Source organism: Shewanella schlegeliana, assembly GCF_016765635.1.
Taxonomy (GTDB): Bacteria; Pseudomonadota; Gammaproteobacteria; order Enterobacterales; family Shewanellaceae; genus Shewanella; species Shewanella schlegeliana.
Genome location: NZ_JAESVD010000007.1, coordinates 204,107 through 217,163, shown reverse-complemented (window position 1 = coordinate 217,163; position 13,057 = coordinate 204,107). Strand labels below are relative to the sequence as shown.

Below are 13,057 nucleotides of genomic sequence, written 5' to 3'. Positions count from 1 at the left end.
GACTCTGTTTTGAAAAAAGGGGGAGGGATGTAGAAAGCCACTTGTGGATGGCTTAAGTAAAGCGTGAAGCAAGGCTTAAGGAGCCAAGTCCTTGGACTTAGCTCCTTATTTTGTTAATGCTATTTACTGCTTATCTTATTTACTGCTTAGCGTCTTCTGCTGTTCTGCAATTGCCAGATTAAGCTGTGACTCGACAAAACCTGGCGATTTGGTCGCGCCAGAGATTAAACGGTACATAGCTGGGATCACCAGCAAGGTCACTAAGGTGGCAAACGCCATTCCAAAGAATACCACTGTACCTACAGAGATGCGGCTCTCAGCCCCCGCTCCTGTTGAAAGGATCAACGGAATTGCACCAATCAGGGTGGTAAAGGCGGTCATTAGAATTGGGCGTAGGCGTCTTACCGAGGCATCGATAATTGCTTGCTCAATCTCAAGCCCTTTGTCTCTAAGCTGGTTAGCAAACTCAACAATCAAGATGCCGTTCTTGGTAACCATACCGATAAGCATGATCATACCAATCTGACTATAGATATTCAGACCTTGGCCAGTTAAGTACAGACCTAAGAAGCCACCAAACACGCCCATTGGCACAGTAAACATCACCACTAGCGGATTGATAAAGCTTTCAAACTGCGCCGCTAATACTAGGTAGGCCACCAAGAGTGCCAAGCCAAATACGATAAAGATACTGCTCTGGTTTTCCTTAAAGTCTTTAGACTCTCCCGTGTAGGCTACTGAGATATCGCTTGGCAGCATCTCAATCGCTTTTTGATCTAAGAAGTCTAGCGCCTCGCCCAAGGTATAACCTTCACCTAAGTTAGCCTTTAGGGTGATCGATTTCTGCTTATTGTTATGACTCAGTTTCAGCGCCGATGCCACCTCTTCAATATGGGTGATGGTATCGAGTGTGATCAGCTCCCCTTTGCTTGAGCGCATATAGATCTGGCTTAAGTCTGCCACGTTATTAAAGCTGTTTTCATCACCACGAAGATAAACATCGTACTCTTCACCGCGCTCGACAAAGGTGGTTTCACTGCGGCCACCTAGCATGATCTCGAGTGTTTCAGATACCTCGGCCACGCTTATTCCAAGTTGTGCCGCGCGCTCTTTATCGACAGTAACCACCAGCTCGGGTGAAGTTTCTTTATAGTCGATCTCAGGGCTGTCGAGAATCGGGCTATACAGCGCTTCTTCCTCTAACAGTTGCGCCCATTTGAACAGCTCCGCATAGTCAGAGCCACCGAGTACAAATTGCACCGGCTCGCTTGAGCCGCCCCTAAAGCCTGGTAGTAGTGGGCGCACCATCACATCGGGAATGCCTTTTAGGGCGTTTGCCACAACCCCAAGGGCTTGCTGGGCATTAACGGTACGCTCATTCCAATCTTCAAGCTGGATGATCACAAAACCAGTTTGGTCGCCTGCGCGGCCACCAAAGGCTGGGGCTTGAATGCTGAATGATTTCACCACGCCTTGGCCAAGTAGCGGCATCAGCTTGTCTTCGGCGATCTCCATATTGGCCGCCATACGGTTATAACTGGTGCCCTCGGCGCCCTTAATAAAGGCAAAGATCACTCCGCGGTCTTCTTGTGGTGCAAGTTGGGCTGGCACCTGCTGCATCAACCAGCCACTGCCTAGAATACAGGCAATAATCACCAGCGGCGCTGCGATTCGATGGGAAACAGCCTTAGTAACCATCTTGCGATAGAAGCTTTCAAGGCTGCCAAATATCGACTCAACCCAGAGGTTAAAGCGGTTTGGTTTAACGTTGGCCTTGAGGATTTTACTACCGAGTACCGGCGTTAAGGTCAGAGCGATCAATGATGAAAACAGCACAGATACCGCCAGCATAACCGAGAACTCGGTAAAGAGCAGACCGACCATCCCCTCCATGAATGAGATCGGTAGGAATACCATCACTAACACCGCTGTAGTGGCCATAACGGCAAAGCCCACTTCTCGGGTACCGTTATAGGCGGCCAAGATTGGCGGTTCACCCTTTTCGATATGGTGGAAGATATTCTCAACCACCACGATGGCATCATCTACCACTAGGCCGATAGATAGGATTAGCGCCATTAGGGTCAGTAGGTTAATTGAGTAGCCAAATATATTGGCGGCGATAAAGGCTGAGATTAATGATACAGGTACGGTGACGGCAGGGATCAGTGTCGCCCTTGCTTGGCCGATAAAGATATATAACACCAAGACGACCAGTAGGGCTGTAACTGCTAGGGTACTGAAGACTTCATCAATCGAGCGGTCGATAAACACGGTGGAGTCATAATCGACGATAAGTTTGGTGCCTTCGGGGAGGAACTTTTGGATCTGCTCCACCTCTTTATGTACATCTTGGGCGACTTCAAGCGGGTTAGCATCAGACTGGGGCACTATGCCCAAGCTGATATTAACTACGCCATCACTCTTAAAAGTAGAGTTTTCGTTCTCTGCGCCAATAAATACATTGGCGACATCTTTTAGGTACACCTGCGAACCATCGGCTGCGGTGCGCAGTACCAAGTAGTTGAAATCATCGGGAGTCTGATACAAACGCGCCGTACGCACCGCCATCACAGTGGTGTCATTTCGTACTTCTCCGCCCGGAGTCTCGACGTTTTCTTTCTTTAAAACACTGACGATATCGCCAGCGGTGATATTGCGGCCCGCCATCAGCTCTGGGCTCAGCTGCACATACATGACCTTATACAGGCCACCTGAAATATTGACACTGCTCACGCCTGAGATAAGGCTAAACCTGTCTTCTAGTACCCGCTGAGCGTAATCTGTCAGCTGAGTTCTATCCATAACCGATGAACTAAGATTAACATAAACCGCAGGTTCACCTGAGCCATTGTCTTTAGAGACAATAGGGTCGTTGGCTTCGTCAGGCAAACGCCTTTGAGCACGAGCCACTGCATCTCGCACATCGCTGACCCCTTCGGTTAAATCCCACCCTAGCAGGAAGGTCACCGTAATACGTGACATGCCGTTGCGGGTGATAGATTCAATCTGATCGACACCACTAATACCTGTTAACTCGCTTTCAAGCGCGGTGGTTATTTGGCTCTCCATGATGGTGGCAGAAGCCCCCTCATAGGTGGTCATCACTGTGACAACAGGGCTTTCTACATCTGGCATCTCGCGCACGGCGAGTTTGGTAAATGACACTGCGCCAAAAACACACAGCAGTAGACTCAGTACAATGGCAACAACAGGGCGTTTTACTGAAACATCAGACAACCACATTTAGATGCTACCTCTTGCTTGCTGCTCTTCATATTTTTGGTTTACAGCCTCTTTTTGAGCCAGTGCTGCTTCACCTAGATCATTGACTCTTAGCCCATCGCGCATATTGACCAGTCCCTGTACCACTACTTTGTCGCCGATAGTTAGGCCGCCGCTGATTAACACTTGGTCATCGATGCGGGCGCCTAAGGTGACCTTGGTACGCTTAGCGATGCCGTCTTTACCGATCACATAAACGAAACGGTTAGTGCCTGAGTACTCAAGCGCTTGCACAGGGATCACTGGCTCTGCCACACTTGGGAACATCAAGGTCGCCGACATCATCATGCCGGGCTTTAGCTGGTGGCCTGAGTTGTTAAATTGCACACGTACCCTTAGGTTCAAAGTGTCTTGATTCACTCGAGAATCGATGGCCGTTATCTTGCCGATAAACTCTTTTTGCGGCCAAGCGCGGCTGCTGGCTGTTACAGACATGCCGACGCTGAGCTGCGAGAGATAGTTCTCTGGCACTTGTAGATCCAGTCGCATACTGGAAAGATCATCAAGGGTTAATAGCTCAGTGCCTGCGCTGACCATCTTGCCTTGGCTAAAGTCGATAAGGCCGGCTGTGCCTGAAAAGGGCGCACTGAGGTAATGGTAATCGAGATCTGCTTGAGCCGCGGCTAAGCGAGCGCTGGCCATATCGACACTGGCTTTTTGGGCGTCAATTTCTGTTTTGGTGATCGCGTTTTGATCGATAAGCTTCTGAAACTCTTTTAGTTTACGCTTCTCATCGGCTAAATAGGTCGCAGCTTCGGCTAGAGCGGCTTGTGCTTTGGCGTCATCAAGCTGCACTAATATTTGCCCTTGGTCTATCTGTTGATCTGTGTTGACCATAATAGACTTAATCTTGCCGGCAATTTGCGGCGCGATAAAAACCGATTGCTCGGCATCGAGCTTGCCTATCAAGGACAGTGATTGAGAAAGCTCATGCTGCTCAACAACGCCAGTGACCACTGGAACGGTACGAACAGGACGCTCCTTGTTGTCGGAGCGTTTAGCTTCAGAAAAGCTACTATAGGATATTGCACCTACTACAACGAGCAATATGGGGACAAGGTAATAAGATGGTTTCATGAGTGATTACTTACACAGCCAAAGTTGGGATTATTTTAGAGAAAAATCCGCTGATGTAGAGTAAAGCAATGTAAAGTAAAGAAAATTAGAAGTTAGCGCTTTACAAGTTTTGATCGTTATCTTATCAAATTTTACATTTTCATCTGTTTGTTATCATCTCGTCTTTATTGGTTACAGTTTGAACCTGTAAAGCGTGAGTTTATGCTGGTTAAATGGGTGTTGAAGCAGAGATGAATTCGAGCAAGATGTTAATGGCGGGTGTTAAAGAGCCAACCATAGCGGTTGACTCCTATTGATGCCCTGCACTTATACTTTGAGCTATAACGCTTGACGAGATCCATCATAAAGGCCACGAGTTAGCTTACCGTCATGGATGAGTAACAGTTCTCCCTGTTCCCCGAGCTTGATGCTGCTGTCGATGGCAATAATTTTATTATCAAATAACCCTAATACCTGTTTCTGTGAGGTGTGGCCTACGGTGATATGTTTGACATCGAAATAGCCGAGTATTTTATCGAGCTCAGCTTCACTAAAGCTATCTTTAAAGTAGCCGCGATACCATGTGGGACCATTGCCGTAAAATAGGAAGCTTAATAGCTCGTCTTGTTTTAGTTCCGCTTTCGGCCTGCCTATGTTGGCACGAAACAATTCATTGGCCTGAGCTATTGTCAACTGACGTTCAAGCCATTCACTACTTATACCGCCATGCATATACAGCACATCATTAATCTTAACTAAGGTGTTCTTACTTCTTAGCCACTGGCCAATTTCGGTGTCTTCGCCATAGAGGGCATCATTGCTTCTATCGAGTAGCTTACTGGCTAGCTCATAGCGTTCATGGACATACCTTAAGTCGCCACCGAGCACCATCTGCTCATGGTTACCCATAAGTAAGTGCAGCATGCCGCCTGCGGCTTTGGCTTGACGGTCTAGTTTATACATAAACCACAGCACTTCATTTACCTGATCGCCGCGGTCGAACATGTCCCCGGTCATCACCATATGGCCATCGCCAAAGGCCCAGTTATTATCGGCATCGATGATCTTTTGGTTTTTGAGTAGCTCGATCAATATATCGTACTGGCCATGGACATCGCTGAGGGCTACAACTTTTTTTACACCACTATAGCTGTCAGGCATCACCTGTTTTATCTCTTCACTCAAGCTAGGCTCGGGCAGCTGGCCACAGTTTTCTGGTCTCTTTAGTGTGTGCTCGCTAATTTGAGAGCTCATTAGTTTGCTATTGCAGATCCAGTAGGCTGTTCGCTGGGGCAGTGTGGCACTCTGGTCATGAGTTACATAGGGGCCATCAAACTGATAGTCGTTAGTTTCATTGGCGCTAAGCGGGTTTGATAGACCCACTAGCGCGGTAGTGTAAAGTAGGGTTTTGAGCATCATCTTTGGTTTCTTATTACTCGTTATTGTGTTTGGTTGTTGTTTAAATTTTTAGTTCTAGCTTGGGTTAATGTCTGTCATTACCAACCAATCAAGTAGCGGCTACGCTTACTGAGCAACTTCTTTATCAGTATCGCAATCATGTATGAGATAGCCACCACCACAAGCGTGACGATTAAGGTGGTCAAGATATTACCTTGACCCGCTAAGCCCAACAGATCGGGACTGTCATAGATCATCCACCAAGGTGTGGTGATCCAAGGATGAATAAAGTAGATCGCAAAACTCACATCGGCCAGCTTTTGTAGTGGCTTAATCGAGATATGCTCAAACTTATTTAGGATCGCCAGAATGACTAAAGTGAGTAAGATTTTTTGCGGCAACATCAGATCAGGTACCGTCATCTCAAACGGCGCCTTATTGAGTACGCCCGCGCCAAAGTAGTGTGCTTGAATGAGTGCTAGGGCGATGCCTGCTAGCAACATGGGGAGCCAATACCTGTCGATGAAGGGGAACAGTTTATCGCGATGGGCAGAGCCCCATACTCCCAGCAGATAAACCGGTAAGAAGTAGACTAAAGACTGAATCGCATTCAGGTTGGAGATAGGGCGGTGCACCATGATGGCAATCAGCAATAATGGAATAGCGTAGTAGAGCAGTTGTTGCCTCTTAATGAGATACATGACCCAAGGCGACAATGCGAATAGCATCATGCCCATGGGGATATACCAGTATGCGGTAAGCGTGCGACCTGTGATCACATACCAACTAGCAGCCTGTGCTGGGGCTGTTATATCGGCTAGCTCTTTATGCATCATAGGATCGGTGCCGACCGTGATATGCCAGACAATCCAAGGCAGTGACAGTAATAGGTAGGGCAGAAAAACAAACTTGGTTTTGCTTTTCATATACTTCTTATAGTCCCAGCGGTGATAAAACACATGGTGGAACAGAAAACCTGAGATAAACACGAAAAACACCGTGCCATTCATCATTAAGTTAAACCAGGCCTTGTCGGCAAAGGTTTCTATCTGCCAGCCTGCAGGACGGTAGCAATGAGCCATGACAATAAAGATAATCGCGATGCCACGAAAGTGATTAATACTGTTTAAAAATCCGGTCGACTTTTTTGTATCGGTCGCTGCTGTAGTTTGAGCTGAACTTGTTGAGGCATCACTTACGGAATCATTGTTCAACTGAGAGGAGGGAGCTTTATCGTCCATTATTCACTTGTCCATTTTTGGCGTTTTTTTATTATTGTTAGCGATAGGGTCGCTGGCCAATTGGCTAAATTATACCAAATGCCATTTTGGCATAATTATTAAGCGTTTTGTTACCAAATTGCGAAATATTTATACCCTTTGCTTAGGCGATTGAAGCAAATGGTTATGCTGTGGATTTAAATGGGCTCAGTGGCGATGGTTAAATTATGGCTTTATAGCAACAAAAAAAGGAGGCTGAGGCCTCCTTTCTAAATGTGTAATTAACTTACTTAACCATACGCTTGTACTTTAAGCGATGTGGCTCAACTACATCGGTACCCATGGTGTCTTTCAACCAAGTTGAGTATTCGGTGTAGTTACCTTCGTAGAAGTTAACTTTACCTTCATCGCGGTAATCTAGGATATGGGTTGCGATTCTATCTAGGAACCAACGGTCGTGCGAAATAACCATGGCACAACCTGGGAACTCAAGCAGTGCTTCTTCTAGTGCACGTAAAGTTTCAACGTCTAGGTCGTTGGTTGGTTCATCGAGTAACAGTACGTTGCCGCCCGCTTGCAGTAGCTTTGCCAAATGTACACGGTTACGCTCACCACCAGATAGAGTGCCGATAATCTTTTGCTGATCGCCACCACGGAAGTTAAAGCGGCCAACATAGGCACGACTTGGAATTTCTGTGTTGTTGATACGCATGATATCTTGGCCGCCAGAGATCTCTTCCCAAACGGTGTTCTTATCGTTCATCGAATCACGGAACTGCTCGACAGAGGCGATCTGTACCGACTCACCCAGCTCCACGCTGCCGCTATCTGGCTGCTCAGCGCCAGAGATCATCTTAAACAGGGTCGACTTACCCGCACCGTTAGCACCGATAATTCCGACAATAGCGCCCTTAGGTACAGAGAAGCTTAAGTCATCAATCAGTACGCGATCACCATAAGACTTAGTCAGGTTAGTGATTTCAATAACCTTATCACCTAGGCGTGGCCCAGGTGGAATGAACAGCTCGTTGGTCTCGTTACGTTTTTGGTAGTCGTTGGTATTAAGCTCTTCGAAGCGAGCCATACGCGCCTTACCCTTAGACTGGCGCCCTTTAGAGCCTTGACGTACCCACTCCAATTCTTTGGCAATGGTCTTTTGACGGGCACTTTCAGTTGCCGACTCTTGTTGAAGACGAGCATCTTTCTGCTCAAGCCATGAAGAGTAGTTACCCTCCCATGGAATACCTTCACCACGGTCAAGTTCTAAGATCCAGCCAGCAGCATTATCAAGGAAGTATCTATCGTGGGTAATCGCCACAACAGTACCCGTGTAATCTTGTAAGAAGCGCTCTAACCAAGCTACAGATTCAGCATCTAAGTGGTTGGTCGGTTCGTCTAGTAATAGCATGTCTGGCTTTTCAAGTAACAGACGACAGATTGCCACACGGCGACGTTCACCACCCGATAGCACTTCAATTTTCTCATCCCAATCAGGAAGACGTAGTGCGTTAGCCGCTCTGTCTAATGCTACATCTAGGTTATGAGCATCTTGAGATTGAATAATGGCTTCTAGCTCACCTTGCTCTTTAGCAAGGGCATCAAAATCGGCATCTGGCTCAGCATAGAGTGCATAGACTTCATCTAAACGTACTAAAGCATTCTTCGCCTCAGATACCGCCTCTTCTACCGCTTCACGTACTGTTTGGTTTGGATCTAGTTTTGGTTCCTGTGGTAGGTAACCAATTTTAAGATCTTGCATTGGGCGCGCTTCACCCTCAATCTCGGTATCGATACCGGCCATGATGCGCAGTAGGGTAGACTTACCAGAACCGTTTAGACCTAATACACCAATCTTAGCGCCTGGGAAAAAGCTTAATGAGATATCCTTAAGGATCTGCTTCTTAGGCGGGACAATCTTGCCCACTCTAAGCATGCTATATACAAACTGAGCCATTTTATTTCTCTTTGACTGTTTTTTGAATCGGGAATGGCGGCAATTCTACAAGATTCGCTGCAGAACTTAAATCTGAATTAGACTCTTTGACAATGAACATTCAGGGCAAATACCATCACGTTTAATTAAGTCATTTTTTATATCGATTAACCCGTTTTACAAAACTCACTCATCTAGAAATGCAAGTAATTTCATGTTGTAAATGCTGGGATTGTGATCGAATGCGCTGTAGAATACCGCGCAACCCTATTACAAGACTTTACAGCTGGAGTGAGTAATGCTGAAAAAAGATATGAATATCGCGGATTACGATCCACAACTATTTGCAGCAATTGAAGATGAAACGCGCCGTCAAGAAGAGCACATCGAACTCATTGCTTCAGAAAACTATACAAGTCCTCGCGTAATCGAAGCACAAGGTACTCAGCTAACCAACAAGTATGCTGAAGGTTACCCTGGTAAGCGTTACTACGGTGGTTGTGAGCATGTTGATATTGTCGAAGAACTCGCAATTTCTCGTGCTAAAGAGCTGTTTGGTGCAACTTATGCCAACGTTCAGCCACACTCAGGTTCTCAAGCTAACGCCGCGGTATTTATGGCGTTACTTCAAGGCGGCGACACCGTTCTTGGTATGAGCTTAGCACACGGTGGTCACCTCACTCACGGCTCTCACGTAAGCTTCTCTGGTAAGCTATACAACGCGGTTCAGTACGGTATCGATGAGGCTACTGGCCAGATCGATTACGCTGAAGTTGAGCGTCTAGCGCTTGAGCACAAGCCAAAGATGATCATCGCAGGTTTCAGTGCCTACTCTGGTATCATCGACTGGGGCAAGTTCCGCGAAATCGCCGATAAAGTTGGTGCATACTTATTCGTTGATATGGCACACGTTGCAGGTCTTGTTGCTGCAGGCATCTATCCAAACCCAATGCCACACGCGCACGTTGTGACAACGACGACACATAAGACACTAGCTGGCCCACGCGGCGGTTTGATCCTTTCATCAATTAACGATGAAGAGATCTACAAGAAGTTAAACTCAGCTGTATTCCCAGGCGGTCAAGGTGGTCCTTTGATGCACGTTATCGCTGCAAAAGCGGTTGCATTTAAAGAAGCGCTAGACCCAGAGTTCACCACTTACCAAGAGCAAGTTGTAGTTAACGCTAAGGTAATGGCACGTACTTTCATCGAGCGTGGCTATGATGTGGTTTCTGGTGGTACTGATAACCACCTATTCTTGCTTGATCTGATCAGCAAAGATATTACGGGTAAAGACGCTGACGCTGCCCTTGGCAACGCGAATATTACAGTTAACAAGAACTCAGTACCAAACGACCCACGCTCACCATTTGTGACTTCAGGTCTGCGTATCGGTTCTCCAGCAATCACACGTCGTGGTTTTGGTGAGCAAGAGTGTGTGCTGCTAACTAACTGGATGTGTGACATCTTAGATGATATTTCAGATCTTGCCGTTAGCGAGCGCGTTAAGGCTCAGGTTCTGGAATTGTGCGCTAAGTTCCCTGTTTACGGTTAACCTTAAGCGTTAAATCAGTTAGACTCCAATGGCCGCATTTTTGCGGCCATTTTTGTATGTAATAGAGCATACTTTCTGAGGTTTTAAGTCGTACCAATCACATTTTAATAATTGTCAAAGGTGACATAATTAATAGGTTAGGTATAAATCCAGTGAGCCATAACATTTTTTCTAAACGGAGGCTAAATGCATTGTCCATTTTGCAGCGCAACTGACACAAAAGTGATTGATTCGCGATTAGTCGCTGACGGCCATCAGGTACGTCGACGTAGAGAGTGTGTTCAGTGTCATGAACGTTTTACCACCTTCGAAGGGGCCGAGCTTGTAATGCCTCGCGTGGTGAAACAAGATGGCAGTCGCCAGCCGTTCGATGAAGAGAAGCTGCGCGGTGGTATGTTAAGAGCCGTAGAGAAAAGACCTGTTTCTATGGATCAAATCGAGCAGGCATTAACTAAGATTAAGTCGACTTTGCGCGCCACTGGCGAGCGTGAAGTTAAATCTGAGATGATTGGTAACTTGATGATGGACCAATTAGTTAACCTAGATAAGGTTGCCTACATTCGCTTCGCGTCTGTTTATCGTGCCTTCGAAGACGTTTCAGAGTTTGGTGAAGCGATCGCCAAACTGCAAAAGTAACCTACACAATTGGGGCTAAGCTTAGCGCCTAGCCCTTCATCAATCGAACAATCGGAATTGCCGCCATTATGTGGTCTATCGAAGACAGTCAAATGATGAGCCTTGCCATTGAACTGGCACAAAAGGGCATGTACACCACCCGTCCAAATCCAAGTGTGGGTAGCGTTATCGTTAAAGATGGCGAGATCGTGGGTGAGGGCTACCATATTCGAGCTGGCGGTCCCCATGCCGAAGTTTACGCCCTGAATATGGCGGGCAGTGATGCCAAAGGCGCTACCGCTTACGTCACACTCGAGCCCTGTAGTCATTACGGCCGTACCCCACCTTGCGCTAAAGCGCTTATCGAGCACGGTGTTAGCCGCGTGGTTATCGCCGTGACCGATCCGAATCCTGAAGTCTCTGGCCGTGGTATTGCTATGCTGCAAGATGCGGGGATTCGAGTCGATGTGGGCTTGATGACCGAAGAGGCGAAACAGGTCAACTTAGGCTTTTTAAAGCGTATGGAAAAGGGCCTGCCTTGGGTGACGGTAAAACTTGCTGCCAGCCTCGATGGCAAAACGGCTCTGTCTAATGGTGTGTCTAAGTGGATTACCGGCCCTGAAGCGCGCAGTGATGTGCAACGACTACGTGCGCGCCACTGCGCCTTAGTCACAGGCGTTGAAACCATACTTGCTGACGATCCGAGTTTAAATGTGCGTCACGGTGAGTTAGGCTCGCTAGCAAATCAGTTAGCCCCTGCAGAAATTCATCAACCGCTGCGAGTCGTGTTAGACAGTCAGGCGCGTCTTGGTAATGAGCTAAACTTGTTTAAAATTGATAGCCCGATTTTGTTGGTATCGACTCAGGCTTATCCTGAAAGCGTGCAGGCAGCTTGGCCAGACCATGTTCAGAGTCAGGTGCTACCCGCGGTTGATTCACGTATCGACTTAAACGCACTATTGAAGCTACTGGGTCAGAGTTGTAACTCCGTATTGGTTGAAGCAGGGGCAACCCTTGCTGGCGCATTCGTTAACCAAGGGCTGGCCGATGAGATAGTACTTTATCAGGCGATGAAGATCTTAGGCTCGCAAGGGCGCAACCTACTTGCACTCAATGACTATCAATTGATGTCAGAAGTGCCAAAGATCAATCTAACCGATGAGCGCAAGGTGGGTAAAGATACCCGCTTAACGTTAAGAGTGAGTAATTAGTTTATGTTTACTGGAATTATTGAGTCAGTCGGACACCTACGTAAAGTTGAGCGTCGCGGCGATGACATTCGCTTAACGGTTGCCAGTGGTAAACTGGATCTGTCAGACGTTAAGCTTGGCGATAGTATCGCGACTAACGGTGTGTGTTTAACCGTAGTTGAATTGATGAGTGACGGTTATGTGGCAGATATTTCTGCCGAGACCGTCAGTTTGACGGGTTTCTCTCATTATCAGGTGGGAAAAGCCGTTAACCTAGAGAAAGCGGTCACACCGACAACCCGTTTAGGCGGCCACATGGTCAGTGGACACGTCGATGGTATCGCCCACGTGGATGACAGACAGTTTCGTGGTCAAGCCATTGAGTTTTGGCTGAGTCCACCTGCCGAGCTTGGCCGTTATATTGCCCATAAAGGCTCGATTACGATCGATGGCGTGAGTTTGACCGTCAATGAGGTGCAAGGTCATCGCTTTAGACTGACTATCGTGCCCCATACTGCAGGTGAAACCACCTTAGTGGATCTGAAAGCGGGCGATAGTGTCAATATTGAAGTCGACCTGATAGCGCGCCACTTAGAAAGATTAATGAGTTATGCCAGTCAAGAGCAAGAGAGCGCTCCTAAGTCTGAAGTGACTATGGAACTGTTAGCTCGCTCAGGTTTCTTACGATAGAGACTGGTTTAACGGTAAGATTTGCTTTAATAAAATAGAATAATCATTACATTTACTCTCTGTAGTAGAGGTGTGGCTATAAACTGGCTTCAGTCTCGATACAGTGACAAAAAAT

At 47.1% G+C, this 13,057-nt stretch carries 9 protein-coding genes; 4 read left to right on the top strand and 5 right to left on the bottom strand.

The features are described from left to right. Positions 1 to 135: 135 nt before the first annotated feature. The 5 genes from JMA39_RS13880 to ettA all read right to left on the bottom strand — a co-directional run bounded on the left by JMA39_RS13880 (position 136) and on the right by ettA (position 8,913). Positions 136 to 3,246, bottom strand: a complete 3,111-nt coding sequence (locus tag JMA39_RS13880; RefSeq protein WP_202722453.1) for a multidrug efflux RND transporter permease subunit — start codon at positions 3,244 to 3,246, stop codon at positions 136 to 138. Next, positions 3,247 to 4,362, bottom strand: coding sequence for an efflux RND transporter periplasmic adaptor subunit (locus tag JMA39_RS13875; protein WP_202722452.1), 1,116 nt, complete (start codon positions 4,360 to 4,362; stop codon positions 3,247 to 3,249). 318 nt (positions 4,363 to 4,680) lie between these two features. Further along, positions 4,681 to 5,757 carry a metallophosphoesterase gene (locus tag JMA39_RS13870; protein ID WP_202722501.1) on the bottom strand — a complete coding sequence of 359 codons (1,077 nt, stop codon included), beginning with the start codon at positions 5,755 to 5,757 and terminating at the stop codon, positions 4,681 to 4,683. 80 nt (positions 5,758 to 5,837) lie between these two features. After that, complete coding sequence (locus JMA39_RS13865; RefSeq protein ID WP_202722451.1) at positions 5,838 to 6,980, bottom strand: acyltransferase family protein; 1,143 nt, start codon at positions 6,978 to 6,980, stop codon at positions 5,838 to 5,840. A 265-nt stretch (positions 6,981 to 7,245) separates the two neighbouring features. Beyond that, the gene (gene ettA / locus JMA39_RS13860) at positions 7,246 to 8,913 is read right to left on the bottom strand and encodes an energy-dependent translational throttle protein EttA (protein ID WP_202722450.1); all 1,668 of its coding nucleotides are present in this window, start codon (positions 8,911 to 8,913) and stop codon (positions 7,246 to 7,248) included. 277 nt (positions 8,914 to 9,190) lie between these two features. Here ettA and glyA point away from each other — a divergent pair, with 277 nt between their 5' ends. The 4 genes from glyA to JMA39_RS13840 all read left to right on the top strand — a co-directional run bounded on the left by glyA (position 9,191) and on the right by JMA39_RS13840 (position 12,942). Beyond that, a complete protein-coding gene (gene glyA, locus JMA39_RS13855; protein ID WP_202722449.1) occupies positions 9,191 to 10,447 on the top strand; it encodes a serine hydroxymethyltransferase in 1,257 nt (418 codons plus the stop codon). Positions 10,448 to 10,633: 186 nt separating this feature from the next. Then, on the top strand, positions 10,634 to 11,083 hold the full coding sequence (nrdR, locus tag JMA39_RS13850; protein WP_012154416.1) for a transcriptional regulator NrdR: 450 nt from the start codon (positions 10,634 to 10,636) through the stop codon (positions 11,081 to 11,083). A 68-nt stretch (positions 11,084 to 11,151) separates the two neighbouring features. Further along, the gene (gene ribD, locus JMA39_RS13845; RefSeq protein ID WP_202722448.1) at positions 11,152 to 12,273 is read left to right on the top strand and encodes a bifunctional diaminohydroxyphosphoribosylaminopyrimidine deaminase/5-amino-6-(5-phosphoribosylamino)uracil reductase RibD; all 1,122 of its coding nucleotides are present in this window, start codon (positions 11,152 to 11,154) and stop codon (positions 12,271 to 12,273) included. Positions 12,274 to 12,276: 3 nt separating this feature from the next. Then, positions 12,277 to 12,942: a riboflavin synthase gene (locus JMA39_RS13840; RefSeq protein WP_202722447.1), complete on the top strand. Its 666-nt coding sequence runs from the start codon at positions 12,277 to 12,279 to the stop codon at positions 12,940 to 12,942. The last annotated feature ends 115 nt before the right edge of the window (positions 12,943 to 13,057 follow it).